Source organism: Labilithrix luteola, from assembly GCF_001263205.1.
GTDB classification, from domain to species: Bacteria; Myxococcota_A; Polyangia; order Polyangiales; family Polyangiaceae; genus Labilithrix; species Labilithrix luteola.
This window is the reverse complement of sequence record NZ_CP012333.1, coordinates 7,732,010-7,749,330: the sequence shown is the minus strand read 5'-3', so window position 1 is coordinate 7,749,330 and position 17,321 is coordinate 7,732,010. Positions and strand designations below refer to the sequence as shown.

At 66.7% G+C, this 17,321-nt stretch carries 15 protein-coding genes; 5 read left to right on the top strand and 10 right to left on the bottom strand.

Translation table 11 applies throughout. The features are described 5' to 3' along the window. The first annotated feature begins 50 nt into the window (after nucleotides 1-50). Together AKJ09_RS33660 and AKJ09_RS33655 are read left to right on the top strand one after the other, a co-directional pair. A complete protein-coding gene (locus AKJ09_RS33660; protein ID WP_169928081.1) occupies nucleotides 51-1,157 on the top strand; it encodes an esterase-like activity of phytase family protein in 1,107 nt (368 codons plus the stop codon). Between the two features lie 102 nt (nucleotides 1,158-1,259). Continuing rightward, on the top strand, nucleotides 1,260-2,954 hold the full coding sequence (locus AKJ09_RS33655; RefSeq protein ID WP_146651948.1) for an AMP-binding protein: 1,695 nt from the start codon (nucleotides 1,260-1,262) through the stop codon (nucleotides 2,952-2,954). A 6-nt stretch (nucleotides 2,955-2,960) separates the two neighbouring features. On the opposite strand, the gene AKJ09_RS33650 is transcribed toward AKJ09_RS33655, so the two are convergent. Continuing rightward, on the bottom strand, nucleotides 2,961-3,758 hold the full coding sequence (locus AKJ09_RS33650) for an acyl-CoA thioesterase (protein ID WP_169928080.1): 798 nt from the start codon (nucleotides 3,756-3,758) through the stop codon (nucleotides 2,961-2,963). A gap of 52 nt (nucleotides 3,759-3,810) precedes the next feature. On the opposite strand from AKJ09_RS33650, the gene AKJ09_RS33645 reads away from it, so the two are divergent. Beyond that, nucleotides 3,811-4,785, top strand: a complete 975-nt coding sequence (locus AKJ09_RS33645; RefSeq protein ID WP_146651946.1) for an NADPH:quinone oxidoreductase family protein — start codon at nucleotides 3,811-3,813, stop codon at nucleotides 4,783-4,785. Between the two features lie 27 nt (nucleotides 4,786-4,812). Here the strand turns inward: AKJ09_RS33645 and AKJ09_RS33640 are convergent, their stop codons facing one another. From AKJ09_RS33640 to AKJ09_RS33630, 3 genes are all read right to left on the bottom strand, one after another. Then, nucleotides 4,813-5,553: an alpha/beta fold hydrolase gene (locus AKJ09_RS33640; protein WP_169928079.1), complete on the bottom strand. Its 741-nt coding sequence runs from the start codon at nucleotides 5,551-5,553 to the stop codon at nucleotides 4,813-4,815. Nucleotides 5,554-5,680: 127 nt separating this feature from the next. Beyond that, nucleotides 5,681-6,022 carry a GIY-YIG nuclease family protein gene (locus AKJ09_RS33635; protein ID WP_146651944.1) on the bottom strand — a complete coding sequence of 114 codons (342 nt, stop codon included), beginning with the start codon at nucleotides 6,020-6,022 and terminating at the stop codon, nucleotides 5,681-5,683. 81 nt (nucleotides 6,023-6,103) lie between these two features. Continuing rightward, nucleotides 6,104-8,068, bottom strand: coding sequence for a CocE/NonD family hydrolase (locus AKJ09_RS33630; RefSeq protein ID WP_240488975.1), 1,965 nt, complete (start codon nucleotides 8,066-8,068; stop codon nucleotides 6,104-6,106). Between the two features lie 223 nt (nucleotides 8,069-8,291). Between AKJ09_RS33630 and AKJ09_RS33625 the strand changes: the two genes are divergently transcribed. Then, nucleotides 8,292-9,191, top strand: a complete 900-nt coding sequence (locus AKJ09_RS33625) for an SUMF1/EgtB/PvdO family nonheme iron enzyme (protein WP_169928078.1) — start codon at nucleotides 8,292-8,294, stop codon at nucleotides 9,189-9,191. Nucleotides 9,192-9,196: 5 nt separating this feature from the next. Here the strand turns inward: AKJ09_RS33625 and AKJ09_RS33620 are convergent, their stop codons facing one another. After that, the gene (locus AKJ09_RS33620; RefSeq protein WP_240488680.1) at nucleotides 9,197-9,613 is read right to left on the bottom strand and encodes a DUF488 domain-containing protein; all 417 of its coding nucleotides are present in this window, start codon (nucleotides 9,611-9,613) and stop codon (nucleotides 9,197-9,199) included. A gap of 180 nt (nucleotides 9,614-9,793) precedes the next feature. Here AKJ09_RS33620 and AKJ09_RS33615 point away from each other — a divergent pair, with 180 nt between their 5' ends. Beyond that, complete coding sequence (locus AKJ09_RS33615) at nucleotides 9,794-10,303, top strand: DUF1993 domain-containing protein (protein ID WP_146651942.1); 510 nt, start codon at nucleotides 9,794-9,796, stop codon at nucleotides 10,301-10,303. 194 nt (nucleotides 10,304-10,497) lie between these two features. Here AKJ09_RS33615 and AKJ09_RS33610 read toward each other — a convergent pair whose 3' ends face one another. From AKJ09_RS33610 to AKJ09_RS33590, 5 genes are read right to left on the bottom strand one after another with little or no spacing between them, the layout of a single operon-like run. Beyond that, entirely contained in the window at nucleotides 10,498-12,288 is a 1,791-nt protein-coding gene (locus tag AKJ09_RS33610; protein WP_146651941.1) for an IgGFc-binding protein, read from the bottom strand. Then, nucleotides 12,285-13,658: an RCC1 domain-containing protein gene (locus tag AKJ09_RS33605; RefSeq protein WP_146651940.1), complete on the bottom strand. Its 1,374-nt coding sequence runs from the start codon at nucleotides 13,656-13,658 to the stop codon at nucleotides 12,285-12,287. The genes AKJ09_RS33610 and AKJ09_RS33605 overlap by 4 nt, the downstream gene beginning before the upstream one ends. Next, nucleotides 13,633-14,931: a hypothetical protein gene (locus AKJ09_RS33600; RefSeq protein ID WP_146651939.1), complete on the bottom strand. Its 1,299-nt coding sequence runs from the start codon at nucleotides 14,929-14,931 to the stop codon at nucleotides 13,633-13,635. The genes AKJ09_RS33605 and AKJ09_RS33600 overlap by 26 nt, the downstream gene beginning before the upstream one ends. Then, entirely contained in the window at nucleotides 14,928-16,136 is a 1,209-nt protein-coding gene (locus AKJ09_RS33595; protein ID WP_146651938.1) for a WD40/YVTN/BNR-like repeat-containing protein, read from the bottom strand. The genes AKJ09_RS33600 and AKJ09_RS33595 overlap by 4 nt, the downstream gene beginning before the upstream one ends. Further along, nucleotides 16,133-17,308 (bottom strand): hypothetical protein, encoded by a 1,176-nt coding sequence (locus AKJ09_RS33590; RefSeq protein WP_146651937.1) that lies wholly within the window; start codon nucleotides 17,306-17,308, stop codon nucleotides 16,133-16,135. Before AKJ09_RS33590 ends, AKJ09_RS33595 begins: the two co-directional genes overlap by 4 nt. Between the last annotated feature and the right edge of the window lie 13 nt (nucleotides 17,309-17,321).

Here is a 17,321-nt window from a genome sequence, read left to right as displayed (position 1 = left end):
GGTGCCGCTCGTCCATTGACGGCCGCGAACCGTCGAGCCATGCCATCGCCGTGATCGTCAAAGTCTCGCTCGCAGCAGCCGCCGGTCTCGCCGGGTTTCTCGTGCTTTCGTGCGCGTCGTGCAGCTCGTCCTCGAAGGACGCCGGGGCCACGCCCGCCGACGCGAGCTCGACGTCGCGACCGCCCACCGACACCGGCGGTGGCGACGCGGGCACCTCGAGCGTCGAAGTCGAACTCTACGGCTTCACCGATCTGCCACGCAAAGCGACCACGCAGTCGCTCTCCGGTACAGCCTTCGACGAGGCCTCGCGAACACTCTGGGCCATCCAGGACAAGACCACGGACATCGTCTCGTTCCAGGCGAACGAGGACTACACGTCGTGGACGGAGACGGGAAAGACCGTCTTCCAGGGCATGCCCGCCGGCCCGTGGGACGGCGAAGGGCTCGTACGGATCGGGACGGACTTCATCGCCGTCACCGACGAGACCACACCGAGCGTCGCGCGCTTCGACGCCACCGGCCACTTCCTCGCCTCGCTCGAGATGCCCGCGCATTTCGCGACGCAGAGCGCGGGCAACAAGGGGCTCGAGAGCCTCACCTTGTCACCGAGCGGCCGTTACCTCTTCACCGCCAACGAGTCGGCGCTCGCGACCGACGGCCCAGGGGCGACCAAGACGGCCGGTACCACCGTGCGCATCCTCCGGCGTGAGCTCGCGAGCAACCACGACGAAGAGCACGCGTACCGAACCGAACCACTCGGTGCAGGCACGGGCGGCGACATGGGCGTCTCGGACATGCTCGCCTTGTCGGACGACGACCTGCTCGTTCTCGAGCGCGGCTACCAATCCGGGTACGGCAACACGGTACGGATCTTCCGCGTGTCCTTGGCGGGCGCTCCCGACGTCCTCGACGTGAAGAACCTCTCGGCCTCGACGCCGGTGCTCGCCAAGACGCTGCTCGTCGATCTGTCGACGCTTCCGCCGAGCGACGCCCCGAACCCGCAGACGCAGCCGAACCCATTGCTCGACAACTACGAAGCGCTCGCGCTCGGGCCCAAGTTGCCCGACGGCCGGCGCCTCGTCTTCGTCACCTCGGACGACAACGCGAGCAAGGCTCAGGTGCCACGCATCCTCGCCCTCGCCGTGCGCGGCTTCTGACGCGCGCAGCATCACGGCGGAGGTTGCACGGCGCCTGCGCCCGCCGAATCATTGTGGTTGAATGAACGGCGCGCCCACGAACCAGGCGCAGACGAGGACTTCATGCGCTCGACCGATGCGTTTGCGGCATGCCGGAACGTTCTTCTTCGCCACCGTGACGACCACGGAGGGGCCTGTCGCTCTTTCACGTGGCCCGAGCTCACCGAATTCAACTGGGCGATCGACTGGTTCGACGTTCACGCGCGCGGGAACACGCAGCGCGCGCTCTGGCTCATCGACGACGCGGGCAGCGAGTGCTCGCTCACCTACGAAGAGCTCTCGGCTCGGTCGAATCAGGTCGCGAACTGGCTGCGCAAGCTCGGCGTGAAGCGCGGCGAGCGCATGCTCATCATGCTGGGCAACGTGATCCCGCTCTGGGAGATCATGCTCGCAGCGGCGAAGCTCGGCGCGGTGGTCATCCCGGCCACGACGCAGCTCACCCGCGAGGACATCGCGGATCGCTTCGACCGAGGCGCGGTCAAATACGTCGCGACCGACAGTAACAGCGCCAACAAGTTCGACGACGCGCCCGCCGGCACCACGCGCATCCTCGTCGGCGAGCCATCGGCGCGTCGCGAGGGCTGGACGACCTACGACCCCTACGCGGAGAGCGTGGCGTTCGTGCCCGACAGCGTCACCAAGGCGAGCGATCCCCTTCTCCTCTACTTCACGTCCGGGACCACGGCGAAGCCGAAGCTCGTCATGCACACGCACGAGAGTTACCCCGTCGGTCATCTCTCGACGATGTACTGGATTGGCCTCCGCGAGGGCGACGTGCACATGAACGTCAGCTCGCCGGGTTGGGCGAAGCACGCGTGGAGCTGCTTCTTCGCGCCCTTCAATGCCGGTGCGACCGTGTTCGTCTACTCGCAGGCGCGCTTCGACGCCGCGCGCACGCTGGAGATCCTTCGCAAGGCCAAGGTCAACACGCTCTGCGCGCCGCCCACGGTCTGGCGCATGCTGCTGCTCGGCGATCTCGGCGCCAAGCCGGAGGCACTGCGCGAGCTCGTGAGCGCAGGCGAGCCGCTCAATCCCGAGGTGATCGAGCGCGTGAACGAGGCGTGGGGCCTCACGATTCGCGACGGCTTCGGGCAGACGGAGACGTCGTGTCAGATCGGCAACTCGCCCGGTCAGCCGGTCAAGCACGGCTCGATGGGACGTCCCCTCCCCGGCTTCGACGTCGTGCTCCTCGATCACGAAGGCAACGAGGCGGCCGAGGGCGAGATTGCGCTTCGTCTTTCGGCGCGCCGGCCCACCGGCCTCATGGCCGGCTACCTCGGCGACGAAGAGCGGAGCGCCGCCGTCACGCAGGGCGGCTACTACCGCACCGGCGACGAGGCCTCGCGCGACGAGGACGGCTACTTCCATTACGTCGGACGCGGCGACGACGTCTTCAAGAGCTCCGACTATCGCATCAGCCCCTTCGAGCTCGAGAGCGTGCTCATCGAGCACCCTGCGGTCGCCGAGGCCGCAGTCGTGCCGAGCCCCGATCCCGTGCGGCTCTCGGTGCCGAAGGCCTTCGTGGTGCTCCGCCCCGAGCACGCCCCCACGTCGGAGACGGCCGCGAGTATCTTCGAGCACGTCACGAAGAGCCTCGCGCCCTTCAAACGCGTGAGGAGGCTCGAGTTCACCGACTTGCCGAAGACCATCTCTGGCAAGATCCGTCGCGTGCAGCTCCGAAACCAGGAGCGCGATCGCGTCGCCAGCGGCGCGCGCGGGACGAACGAATTCTGGCTCGACGAGATCGTCCGGAAGTAGCGCCCCTCACTTCACGATGGCCATCGTCTGCTGGTTGAGCGCGACGAGCTGACCGTCTTCGGTCCAAAGCTCGCGCGCCTCGGTCAGGTAGCCGCCTGCGGCCGCCATCGTGCGCGACGTGAAGAGAAGCGGCGCATCGCCGATGGCTGACGCACCCGCGAAGATCTGGAGCGTGAACGTCAGCGTGACGATGTAGCGAGGCGTCGTCATGCGCGTGAATTGCGACGGCCACCAGGCATCCGCGAGGCCGACGACGAGCGCTTCGTCCGGCGTCACGGGGACGCGAGGCTTGATCCATCCCGTGGTCACCGCCTCGGGACCGCCCGAGAACGGAACACCGCTCGCGATTCGGAACTCGAAGTGCTGCGTGAACTCGGGCATCACGCCGTTTGCCGCGATGGGCTCGATCACGCGGTAGTCGCGCGCGGTGGGCTTCACGAGGGCAACGCCGTCGGCATCGGTGGGGCGCGTACGGCCGAACGTTCCCACGGCATGCGCCGGCAGCTCGCTGCCTTGCACGATCTTCCCGGCGAGGACACTCACGCCCTTGCCGACGCGGATGGGTTCGACCCGGACCTCCGCGGGCCCGACGCGCAGCGGTCCGGCGATGGTCGCCGTCAACGTGCGAAGAGGTCTCGCTTCGTCGGAGCTCCCCGACCGGCAGACGTCCGCGAGCGCGCGCGTCAAAGCTCCGAGCACGACGCCTCCATACGCGCCGACCCCCTGATGCCAGCCGTCCGGAACGTCGAGCCGATAGATGCCGTCACCGAGACGCTCGATCGCCGTTGCTTGCGAAAAATCCATCGCGGTCGAGTCTAGTTCGGTGGGAGCACGCGCGTGGTAGGTTCGTCCCACCATGCGCGCCGTTCGTGTCCACGAGCTCATCGGTCCCAAGGGTCTGCGCGTCGACGAGCTGCCGGATCCCACGCCCTCCACGGGTGAGGTCCTCCTCGACGTCGCCGCCGCCGGCGTGAACTTCCCCGACGTCTTGCTCTCGCACGGCAAGTATCAGTTCAAGCCCGAGCCTCCGTTCATCCCGGGTGGCGAAGCGGCAGGCGTCGTGCGCGCGGTGGGTCCCGGCGTGACGTCGGTGGCCGTCGGTGACCGCGTCGCCGCCACGCTCATCCACGGAGCGTTTGCCGAACGCATCGTCGTGCCGGAGCTGGCCACGGTGAAGCTGCCCGACGAGGTCTCGTTCGAGGTCGGCGCCGCGACACTGCTCACCTACGCGACCACGTACCACGCGCTCGTGGATCGGGCCGCGCTCGCCAAGGACGAGACGCTGCTCGTGCTCGGCGCCGCCGGAGGCGTGGGCATCGCTGCCGTCGAGCTCGGCAAGGTGCTCGGCGCGCACGTCATCGCCGCCGCGTCGACGGACGAGAAGATTGCATTCTGCAAACAGCACGGCGCCGACGAAGGCATCGTCTACACCCGTGAAGATCTCAAGGAACGCGCGAAGGCGCTGACGGGCGGAAACGGCGTCGACGTCGTCTACGATCCGGTCGGCGGGCCGTACTCCGAGGCGGCGCTTCGCGCGATCGCGTGGGAAGGCCGCCACCTCGTCGTGGGGTTCGCAGCAGGAGACATTCCGAAGCTGCCGCTCAACCTCGTGCTCCTCAAGAGCTGCGACGTAGTCGGCGTCTTCTGGGGCGCATTCGCGATGCGTGATCCCGCGAAGAACCGCGAGAACGCCGCGCAGATCTTCGAGTGGGTCGCGCAGAAGAAGCTCGTTCCCCACGTCGATACGGTGCTGCCCTTCGATCGCGCGAGCGAAGCCCTCGAACGTATGGCCCGCCGCGAGGTGATGGGCAAGCTCGTGCTCGTGCCCTGAAAGCAGGTCACGCGCGCGCGAAACGAATCAGGAGATCGAGCCCGGCGAATGCGCTCGTGCGAAGCGCACGATGCGCCTCGCGACCTGACCCGGTGCATCGAAGTGCGGACAGTGCCCGAAGCCCACGGGCTGCTCGACCTCCGCGTGCGCCGGCAGGTTCTTGCGGAAGTAGTCGAGGTGCCCTGCGGGCAGCAGCTTCTCGGAGCGGCCCCAGACGAAGAGCATCGGAGCCTGGATCGCGGCGAGTGCTTCGCTGGTCGGGACGTGCTCGTTCGTGGCCGTCTCGAGGAGCTCGCACACCGCGCGGCGTCGCAGCGTTCCGGGCAGCTCGTGGGCCACCAGCGGAACGAACCACGGCGTGCGGTGGTAGAGGCGGTTCAAGAACTCGAGCGAGCGCGCGCGATCCGTCACCTCGAAGACGCGCCGGATCTGGTTCCACTCGTCGTCGGTAGATTGCGCGCCAGCCGGCGAGAAGAGCACGAGGCCGCGCACGCGTTCGGGTTGCGTGATGGCGTAATGCATCGACAGCGCCCCACCGAGCGAGTTGCCGACGACGAATGCGGGCTCGTCGACGAGCTCGTCGATCACCTTCGACACCGACTCGAACAGTGCGTCCGGCGTGAAGCGCCCGGTGGGTTCCTCGCTGAAGCCGTGGCCCGGATAGTCGGGCACGACGACGCGGCGGAAGTCACGCTGCAAGCGCGTGACGACGGAGCCGAAGGCCACGCCCGCCGAGCCGATGCCGTGGAGCAGCACGAGCGTGGGCAAGGTTCCCCTCCCGCAGCGTCGTACACGTGGACGTTCGCCTGAGCCGTACGGACCCATCGACTGCGCACCCCCGCCCGTTGCAAGGCGAAGCGCCCAAGGCGCTCCGCGAGCGGCATCATCACCGGCTTCATGCCTTCATCTTAGATCGCGCGCGTGCTTTCGGCTGCGTTCTCTCGCTCTCGAGCTTGCGCGCGAGGGCACGAAAGCGTCGCGCGTCGTGGAGGACTTCCTTCTCCTCGCGAGGCAGTTTCTTCACGGCGATCTCGAGCCGAAGCGCCTCGGTCTTGGATTTGCATCGCCTCACAGCGCACACGACCAGAGGTCCGCGCCCTCGCGTGTAGCGCGCACCTTTGCCGGCATCGTGCTGTGCGATGCGCGTGGCCACGTCACGCGCAATGCCGGTGTAGAGCGTTCGATCCGCGCAGCGCGCGACGTAGACGAACCACACATCCGACTTCGCCGCCGCCATCGCCGCCATTCTACCGAGGTTCGGCCGCAGACGACGAGCCCCTCGCCTCTCCTCCACGCGCGTGGTCGTGCTCGTGCCCGCTCACGGGAGGTTCCCCCGCAAGACGAACACCCGAAGATTCGAGGCGCGATCGCCGCTCCGAAGGACCTTGTGCGTCGCCGTTTTGAAGTCGGATTCCTTCGCCGTGTAGATGTCCACGAAGGTTTGCGGATTGCGATCGACCAGCGGAAACCAGCTCGACTGCACCTGCACCATGATGCGATGGCCGCTCCGGAACGTGTGGTTCACGTCGGTCAGTGTGAACTTCACGAGCGCGGGCTTGCCCGGGTCGAACGGCTCGGGCTTCTCGAAGCTGCGCCGGAACTTGCCGCGCATCACGTCGCCACGCACCAGCTGCTGGTAGCCGCCCATCTTCACGCCCGTGGGGTTGGGATCGGGATCGGCCACGTCCTCCGGATAGACGTCGACCAGCTTCACGACGAAGTCGGCGTCGGTGCCGGTCGTCTCCACCCAAAGCTCGGCTTCAATCGGGCCGGCGAGCGTGACGTCGGCCGCGAGTGGGCCGGTGCCATACGAGAGAACGTCGGGCCGACGTGACGCGAAGCGCTGGTCCTCGGTCATGTAGTCCTCGTCGATCTCGCCGCCGAGCTTGCTGCTGAACGGCACCGGCTTTTTCGGATCGCTCACGTACTCGTCGAAGCCCGTCGCGCCGCGTGCAGGTGGTGCGCTCGCGAGGCCTCCGCTCTCCTGGAAATAAAGCGCCTTGGGCTTCGCCTCGCGCGGCGGCCACACGTCGTAGTGCTGCCACACGTTCGTGCCCGTCTCGTAGGTCCAAGCCTCGGGCAGAGCGGGGGCCGGCGTGCCCTTGAGATGATGCTGGAAGAACGGGGCCTCGATGTTCTCGCGATAGAAAGCCGACGTCTTCTGACCGAACCTCACGTCGCCGAGGCGGTCGCCGTCGGTACGTGCCCAGCCGCCATGACGCCAGGGCCCCATCACGAGCGTGTTGCTCGCGCCGGGGCTCTGCTTCTCGAAGGCGCTGTAGGTCGCGAGCGCGCCGAAGCAGTCCTCGGCGTCGAACCATCCGCCCACGGTCATCACCGCAGGCTTCACGTTCTTGTAGAACGGACGCGGGTTTCGCACCTTCCAGAAGTCGTCGCGCGCGCCGTGCGCGAAGAGCTCGTTCCAGAAGGGAACCTCGTTCTTGAGGTACTTGGTGTTCGCGTTGGCGATGGGGCCCATGGCCAGGAAGAAGTCGTAGAGGTCGGCCACCTCGTGATCGAAGCCCCACGTCACCTTCTTCGTGGGCTGGGGGCGAGCCTTGCCGAAGCTCGAATAGAACTCGAATGCAGCGGCGAGGAAGAAGGCGCCGTTGTGATGGAAGTCGTCGCCCTCGAACCAGTCGGTGACGGGCGCCTGCGGCGAGACGGCCTTGAGCGCGGGATGCGCATCGACCGCGGCCTGCGCGGCGTAGAAGCCCGGATAGGAGACTCCCCAGATGCCGACGCGCCCGCTGTTGCCCGGCACGTTCTTCACGAGCCAATCGATGGTGTCCCAGGCATCGCTGCTCTCGTCGATCTCACCCGCCTTCTGCGCGTGCGGGCGCACGTCCACGAAGGTGCCCTCGGACATCATCCGGCCACGCACGTCTTGATGGACGAAGATGTACCCCTCGCGGACGAGGCGCGTCGAAGGAGCGAAGCGCCGGAGCACGCGCGGGTTCTTCTCGTCGGGATCGTTGTCGACGCCGTACGGGCCGATACCGTAGGGCGTTCGGTTGAGGAGGATGGGATACGTGCGCGAGCGCTCCTTCGGCGCGTAGACGGCGGTGAAGAGATGCACGCCATCGCGCATCGGGATGCGGAATTCGTACTTCGTGTAGTGCTCGCGGATGGCACGCGCGAGCTCGGCATCGTCTTTGAGCTCGCTCGCGACGAGCGGTTCGTCCGCACGACGAGGCTCGGCGACCGCAGGCGGAGTACGCACGCCGCACGCGAAAGGAGCCATCGAGAGAAGGCCGACGAGAAGACGATGAAACGGACGCATCACGGCGCCGCAGACAACCACTTCACGTGCGGCGCGAAAATGGCGAATCAGGCGAAAAGACGGAACGCCAAACGCGGACCATTCGCACGCTCGCGCTCCAAGCACTATGCTTCGAAGCGCTCCCGCTCGAACCGCCATGCTGTTGTCTCGTTTTTCTCGTTTTTCTCGTTTTTCGCATTTTTCGCGTATTTCTCGCGTTTCCCTAGGCCTCGCCCTGGTCGTCGTGGCGTCCGCGGCATCGATCGGTCGGGCGGCATCTCCCGACAAGGCTCCCGCCGAGTGCCGCGCCCAGGTGGCCAACGCGCTCAAGCTCCTCGAGCCGTGCCTTGGCAGCTCCTCGCGGAAGATCGCCAAGGGCAACGCCGGAACGCTCGAACACGCGATCTCGACGTACGTCCCCGGCCATCTCCACGCGGTGGACGAAGGAACGCTTCCGCCCGTCCATCCCTCCGCCAAATGTCCGAGCGACATGGCGCTGGCCTTCGGCCGGTTCTGCGTCGACCGCTACGAAGGATCGCTCGTCGAGCGCCTGGCCGATGGCTCGACCACCGACTTCTCGCCGTACACCACGCCCCTCGACGGGCACGTGTACCTTGCACGCAGCGTGGCGGGCGTGGTTCCCCAGGGCTACATCAGCGCGTCGCAAGCAGCGAACGCGTGCAAGGCCGTGGGCAAGCGTCTCTGCCAGGCCGTCGAATGGCGCGCCGCGTGTGCGGGCAGCGAGGGCTACGCGTATCCGTACGGCCCCACGCGCATCGTCGGCAAGTGTCACGACACGGGCGTGGCTCCGATGCTCACGTATCACGCGGACACGATGAAACGCGGTTGGGGCCTCACCGAGCTCAATGATCCGCGCAACAACCAGCTCGAAGGCGGGCTCGCCAAGACCGGCACGTTCCCGGATTGCGTGAACGACTTCGGCGTCTACGACATGGTCGGCAACCTCCACGAGTGGACGGCCGATCCGAACGGCACCTTCCAGGGCGGCTACTGGCTCGATACCTCGCAGCACGGCGACGGCTGCGCGTACCGCACCATCTCGCACGGCTACACGTACCACGACTACTCGACCGGCTTCCGCTGCTGCGCCGACGTCGCGTTGCCGGTGGCAAGCGCGCCCTGAGCGGGCTAGCGCCGGCGAACGACCACGCCGGTCGTGCGCTTCGGCGGCGGCGGAAACGCGAGCTCCTCGAGCATCGCCTTGAGGATGGTGCGATGGCAGCGTGCTTCGTCGACGCATGCCGAGGAACACAAGATCGTCACCGTCTCACCGTCGCGCACGCGATCGGCGAAACCGCGCAACCAGTACCCCTGCCGTGACATCTCAGCGCGGAAGCGCTTCTCGTATTCGACGAAGTCGATCGCCGGCCCGGCCTTGCCGTAGGCCGCCGCGTGAAGCTCCTCGCTCGGAGCAAGCGCCGTGCACCAAGCGTCCCACGTCTCCTCCTCGCGCGTCACGCCGCGCGGGCGATATCGGCAAACGAGCAGGCGATAGCCGTCCTCGGGCTCGCGCGGATCGTTCCAGCGCTTGGTACGAATGGGCACCGGGGAAGCATGGCGCAGGCCGTGGCTTCGTCACAGCGCGGGCATTCTCGCTGCAGCGCGTCGGGATTCGGCTCAACCATTCTGCGTCGCAAAAAGCGGCGCCTTCGTCCGCCGCGCGCCATTCGCTTCGGCTAGCCTCGCGCCGCCCGTTCAATGCGACGGGCGCTCACCGAGGAAGCCATGACCCTGTACGAGACGATTCAGCAGTTCAGCAAGATGCTCAAGAACTTGGACAAGTGGCTCGACAAGGGCGTCGCCCACGCCACGGCCAAGTCCTTCGACCCGAACGTTCTCCTCGACTCGCGTCTCGCCCCCGATCAGTTCCCGCTCGTTCGTCAGGTGCAGTCTGCATGCGATGCGGCGAAGTTCGCCGCCGCCTACGCGAGCGGCAAGACCGCGCCCGCGCATCCCGACACCGAGCGCACGATGGACGAGATCCGCGCGCGCATCCAGGCCTGCCTCGCGTTCGTCGACTCGGTCACCGAGGCGGAGCTCGCGGGCGGCGAAGATCGCAAGTTCACCCCAGGCTGGCTCAAGGGCAAGTGGGTCCGCGGCGGCGACTTCGTCAACCAGATCTCGATCCCGAACTTCTACTTCCACGTCACGACGGCCTACGCCATCCTGCGCCACAACGGGGTCGAGGTTGGCAAGATGGACTTCCTCGGCGCGGTTCCGATCCAGGAAGGCTGAACGGACGCGCGCGCTCGTCGCATCGCCCACTCGCTCGCGAGAAGCGCGCGAGAAACGCCGGGTTCGGTGCGCGTCCAGTCGCTGCCGAACCCGGTTTTTCTTTTGGCTGTCCTGCAGGTTTGATGGATGCGGGCGGTCGGATGTGGAGCGCACGAACGCGCGCGCTGGCGCTGACGCCGCCGGGATTCGTGGCGTCAGCGAATGGGCGGCATCGGCGTCAAGACGAGCTTCCGCTGGGCCATGCCGCCCGGGTGCGCGTAGCTCGCGTAGGCGTCCCAACCCCAGAGCGTGGCGGTGAACGGACCTTCGCTCCGCATCCGCTGGAGACCGCTCTGGCACACGCTCGAACCAAACTGCTCGCCGGGGCCGCTACTCCGCGCGAGATCGACGCGTCGGTATTCGTACTCGCCGCGCGTTCCGATCGGACGGAAGTCGCTCAAGTTGCCGGCGCACTCGAGCCACACATCCTTGAACGCCCCCGCCGACTTCGCCCGAACGATCACGAGCGAGGTCTCGGAGTAGGTTGGATCGGCGTAGAAGCTGTACGAGCTCAGGTACTGGCCCGACGGGACGACATTGACGAACTCTGGATCGCCCTGGCCACCGAAGGACGAGCTCGGATCATAGATGTTGCCGCCACCGCCGCTCATGTAGGCGGCGAGATAGAATGGATGGTCGACGTCCTGCGAGCGCACAACGAACGCGTCGCCCACGCCCGAAGAGAACGTCACCACCTGGCCGGCGGAGAGTGTCGTCGGCGCGCCGGGTGGAATCGCGGGATCGTAGTCGAGCTGAGTTCCGTCCCGCGCCGCGACGATGCGGTAGGGCATGGGCTCATGCTCGTTGCCGAGGCGCGGACGGTAGCCGACGGCGACGTATTCGGAGCCCCACTGCTCGAAAGCCGGGAGTTGCTGCGCGAGGATATCGCACGCGCTGTTGGTCCCCGGAATTTCTGCGCATACGTGTCCGCCGAAGATGCTCGTCGGCTTGGTGGAAGACACGATGCTCCCCGTGAGCTCCTCGTCCTGGACGAGCGCCAGATGTTGCCCCTTGCCGAGACGATAGGTGACCGGGATGCCCGCGGCGCTCCCCTTCAACGAGGCTCCATCCTGGAGGTCGTGCTTCGGAAGGATGGTCACCTCGGTATCGTCTTCGGAGGCCACGATCTGCGCGGCAGGTGCGCCCGAACGGCCCATCTCCCAGCCGTTGACGATGAGGTGCTCTTTCCCCCAGGTCGCCACGGGCAACAGCAGCGTCGCTGCAGAGAGGTAACTTGCGGCGCCGCCGATCGGGTACATCGTCGAGATCGCCACCGGTGTGGTGGCGGTCAGGCGAAACGAGGAGCCGATCCCCGTGCCACCGAGCTCACTGTCGGCGATCAATGCGGGAACAGAGCTTTCCGGACACCCCACGTAGCCTCCGGCGCCACCGCCTCCGATGCTGGACTTGCGGTCGGAGATGAAGAGGATGGCGCTCGCGCCGGGCGGGATCGGGCCGGCATGCGGAGTCAGGGCGGCTCCGTTTGGAGTCGCGGCGAAGAGTGCCTTTGACGTATCGAGACGCTTTCCTTCGTATTCGAGAGCGACATCGGCAGACTGAAGTGACGTATTGACGATGAATGCCGCGTAACAAGACTGAACGTAGGCCTTCGTGAACCGCGGCATCTGTAAATAGAAGTCGCAGCCGTTCGAGCTCCGGTCGGCGGCCGCGGCCGCACATGGCGACTGGCACATCCCACCACCGCACGCCTGCTCCTGCGGGCACGTCTCGACGACTTCGCCGGTGCAGGCCCGGATCACCTGCCGCCCATCGAGCGAGCACTGGAAGGGACATTCCCCGGCATCCGCCGTCGATGCATCGATGTCGAACCCCGTCGGACCATCAAAGGTGCGCCGGTCCTTGCCGCACGCTCCGACGAGGCACGTGAGAAGCACGAGAGCGCCAACCCCAATAGCGCTGCCGAGAGAGAGCCGTGCACGTTTCATGGCAACACCAGCTCCTGCGGGACGAGGCTCGCTATTTTGATTTTCCCATTCCCGAGTTGTCCGTAGAAGTTGCTGCCCCAACAGTACACCTTGCCTGTCGTCAGGAGCGCGCACGTGGCATCGGGAGTCGTCTTCACCTGCGCCGCCGGCGCGGGGAGCCCGTCGACCTTGACCGCCTTGTACGCGTGGTCCTTGGTCCCGTCGCCTGCCTGACCGCTCGCGTTGTATCCCCAGCAGTAGACATTGCCCAACGTCGTACTCGTGCACCAGCGTCGTGGCTGCACGATCGGGGCACCAAAGTCGTCGTTGACCACGTTGGGGGTCGCGGCGATCTGGACGACCGGCTCTGGCATCGCGACCGCTTCAGGAAGGGCGTTGGTGAGGTTCGGCGAGTTGGTCGGCGGATCCGAAGCCTTCGGGACCACGCTCCCCCAGCAGTAGCCGACGCCGCCGGCCGCCGCACACGCGCTGTCGTCCATCAGGTCCATCGCGGAGAAGCCGCCGAGGGCAATCGGCCGCGGGGTGGGATCGGGGAAGAGCGGCGAGCGACGGCCGAGCGGAGGGTTGGCTCCCCAGCTCTCGAGGGTTCCGTCGTCCCGCAGAAGGAAGGTCGCCCGACCGACGATGATGTCGTGAATCGGACTGCCCGCGGCGACCGGGATCTGCCGAGGCTTGAGCGTGGCGGAGCGAGGCTCGATATCGAGCGGCGCGACCTGTCCGTCGGCGTTGGATCCCCAGCAGGACACACCGCCGGCGATGACGGCGCAGGCCGTCTCGTGGCTCACGCTCACCCTCGTCGCGGGTGGAATCGGCAGCTTCACCGGCGTGCGCTCGATGGTGAGAGGCTCCACGTCGCTCTGGAGGAACGGTCCGGTCCCCCAGCAGAACGCCGCGCCGTTCTTGTCGATCGCACAGGTGTGATTGAGGGAGACGATCTCCGAAAGGCCGACGACGCGTGCAGGCGTGGCGCTGTCATGCGCGTTCGCGTCGTCGCCACGCCCGAGCTGGCCGGCGTCGTTCGCGCCCCAGCACACGACCGTTCCGTCGTGCATCAGCGCGCAGAAGCCCTCGGCGCGGCTGGTCGAGCTCGCGCCCAGCGTCGTGACGAGCGACGTCGCACACGAGGACGACGCGCAGACGACCGGCAGCGGCGCCGCGTCGACGAAGCTCGCATCGCGCGGCTGCGAACCGTCCTCGTCGGCAGCGTCTTGAGGTGAAGGCACGATGTCGGACGAGGCGTCCGGAGAGTGGACCGGGCCAACGTCGTTGTCGTCGGCGCAGCTCCACGCCGCGCCGGCGAACGCCAACGTCGAGGCAATGGCGAGCGTGCTCGAAGCACGCCGATCAAGGAGTCGTCTTGTGAAGCGCATAGCGGACTCCGACGGCCCAAAGGTTGGTGTTGGATGTGCCGCGAACGCGGTACATCGGTCGATTGATCGGCCCGTTCAGCGAAACGGTGGAGAGCCCGAACGTGCCGCCGTCCCAGATGTCGTCGCCCCGGACGACGAGGCCCCATCCGCTCATCCACACCTGTCCATCCGCCGGCGTGTAGAGCGAGTACAGATTCATCGCCATGAGGTCGAAGGGAACGATCGAATACGCGACCTCGTAAGTGTCGCCGAGGGCGGCGATCTGTGCGATGGCTCCTGTCCCCTTACGACCGACGAAGCGGTTCCCCGGCAATGCCTGGAGATCGGTGAGCCAGCCGCGAGCGGCCTTGCCACCATTGATCCACGTGAAGCCGGGACGCTCGTCACAGCCGAAGGTGGTGATGCCATCGGCGATGCGTCGATATCCGTCCGCTGCGGACTTGCGAACGATGATGGGGCACGAGCCTCCGCCGGACAGCGCACCGTCACGGACTCCGACGAACCAGACGTCGTCGCGCGTCGTTCCGGCTGCGCCGACGAAGAAGAGGTGCTCGTCGGGGACGTCGACGTCGTCGATGACGTGCTCCGCGATCCACGCCGGCGCCCCGGCATCGTCGTTCCTCCAGCGGTAAATGGTATTCGCATACCACGCGTAGAGATCGCCGCCGATCCCCCACGCACCGAGCGCTGGATATCCGGTCTCCAGAACCGGAAAAGTTGGATATCCGTGATCGTGATTCGGATTAACGTCCGGGCTATGGTCTTCGAGCGTCTGGTGCGACCACGCCCAGCTCGTCGCGGGTGGCACGGGGCGTTTCCCATGATAGATCGTTCCCGGCGCAGCCCCGAAGTAGACGTCATTCTCGTCCGGCGCCCAGATGTGGCCAGCCCACGTGGCAAGACCAGACTCGTTCTGGGAGTTGTCGTCGATGTATTTCCACTGAGCCGCGGCGTCTTCCCACTCGAGGATCCGGATCCCGAGCGTCGGGCTCTCGGCGATCGCGAACGCACGCCCGGCGAGCGGCCAGATATCTTTGAAGATCAGGTCCGCGTCCGGCAGCGGCGTCGCGCACCACCCCGCCTCGCTACAGAGGACGGCGTTGCTCCGGTCCACGTCGCTCGTGGACACATCGCTCGCCGCGCTGTCCGCGGGAACCGTCACGCCGGAATCCGGCTGTGACGGAGGAGCACCGTCGTTTTCGGCCGACGCCGCGCAGGCAACGGCGGCACCGAGTGCTGCAGACGTACACGCGAGGAGAACCCTGCCTTTCATGGCTTGCCTCCGAGAGAGAGGATGACGCCGTGGCCACCGATCCAGACGTGGCCGGGCTCGGGCATCCACACAGTGGTGAGATCGGGACGGCGGCTGCCGAGACCCGCGATCTTCACGCGAGACCAGCTCGTGCCGTCGTAATGGAGAGCAACGCCTGTGTTGCCGACCGCCCAGATGTCGGACGGCGACGAGCCCCAGACAGCGCGCAGATCTTCGGTCGTGGGAACGCCAGAAACGATCTCCCAGGCGAGGTCGTTTCCGCTGTGGTGGCGAACCGTCCCGTTGGCTCCGACCGCCCATGCCTCGGACTCGGATGCCATCCAGACACCGTACAAGGCGTCCCATGTCTGAGTATCGGAGGCCTTCATCGTCGGCGCGTCGCCATCGGCGCCCGTGACACGCACGGCGGCGCCTCGGTAGCCGACGGCCCAGAGATCGTTCGCCGAGCTTCCATGGATGCTCGTGACCTGGCTGCACGGGAGGTCCACGCAGAAGGCAGCCGGGATCCCGTCGGCGACCTGCGGCTTTCCTTCAGCCGAGATCCGGAGCCTCCAGAGGCCGCTCGTCGTTCCCGCGTTCCAGGTCATCGTCCCGCACCAGAGCCAGTGCGAGCCCGATGCCGACCACGCCGAGGTGACCTTTACGCCCGAGGGGTCGCTGTCGGACGAAACTTCCGCTGGCCCATGCGCGGTCCATCCGCCCGGTGAGGGTGAGGCCGCGTCGGCGTCGGCGATGGGTAGGCCGCGCGTGTAGATGCTGTCGAGTGTTCCGAACGTCACCTCTGCCGAAGGCTGCAGCCACAAAGCGCGCAGGGTCTCTCGGCGTCCAAGATCGGACGGTGCCCACGACGTGCCGTCGAAGTGGGCGGCAGCCCCGAGCGCGCCGACGGCCCAGACATCGTTGGGCGCGCGACCACGGACGACATTGATCTGCGCGCGCATGTCGAGGCCGTTGTCACCGTTCGGCGTGAACAGGCCGTTTGCGCAGAGGACGTCACCGCTGCAGGTCTCCGGGAAGTACTCGCAGTCGGCACACGGCGCGGCGTCGGCATCTTCCGCCACGGCATCGGAACCGGCCTCCGGCAACGATGTCGGCCCGGGCGGCGTTTCGGGCAACACGGGCGCATCGCTCGCGCACGCGAGGAGCAGCACCGTCGCGATAGCACATCCCGAGAGCGTCGAGACGAGGAGGAGTCGCGTGCTCATCGCGGGATCACCCCGCCGTCTTCCGCGCACGGCTCGACCACGCACTGGCCCCCCACACACGCCTGCCCCGCGATGGCATCACAGACCTTCCCGCAGACACCGCAGTTTTGGGGATCGCTGTTGGTGTCGGTCTCGCAGTCGTCCTCCATGTTGCCGTTGCAATCGGCCCGACCTTGAACGCAGCGGAGGCTGCATGTCCCGAACGTGCAGATCCCGGAGCTGTAGAGCGAGACGCCTTCACGGCAGGCATAACCACAGCTGCCGCAATTGAAACGGTTGGTCGCCAGATCGACACATTCCCCCGCGCAATACGTCTCGTTCCCTGGGCACATGCATTTCGGCTCCCCGTACACGTCGGGGAGGCAATCCTGGTCGGCCGGGCAGGCATTGCCACAGGCCCCGCAATGGTCTCGCGAGAACAGCGATATCTCGCAGCCGTTCTTGACCATGTCGGAATCACAATCGCCCCAATGCCGAGTGCATTTCAGTGCCCCGCACTGGCTGGCGGAACATCCGTAATAGGTATTGGGATAACGCTCCGCTCCGCCGCCCCCCGGATCACACGCGTTGTCGCACGCACCGCAGTTGTTGTCGTTGAACTTGGCGTCGATGCACGGGTCGAAGCTCCCGGGACAGAACAGGTCGCCGTCGAGGCAGCCACAGCCGATATCGCCGAAGCGCGTGCGGTTGAGGCATGGCTTCCCCGGATCGGTGCACTTGATCCCACAGGCCGCGCAATGGTCGTCATGAATTGCGTCGGCCTCGCAGCCGTTGTCGGAGACGCCGTCGCAGTTCAGCGTGTGATTGTCGATGTTGCACGTGACGACGCACCGTCCTTCGATGCACTCGTACGTCTCGCGGAGAGTCGGCGCCGGACAGGCAAAGCCACACGCACCGCAATTTCCTCGATCGGACCTCAGGTCGACATCACACGGGAAGTGCGATCCCGGGCACGTCGTTAGCCCGGCCGGACATCTGTCGGAGGGGCAATAGGAGACGAGCCTCTGGACATCGGGGAGCATGCTGATCCCTCCATCCGGATCCACGAGCCCGGGAGACTCCGGCTCGCGCGTATCCGCGACGGTGACGCGCTCGCCACAGCCGCCAAACAGCCAGAGCATCGGCGCGAGTACGAAGATGGTCGCGCCGAAGCGTGCAGTGGGTCGAAGCATCGCGAATCGCCTT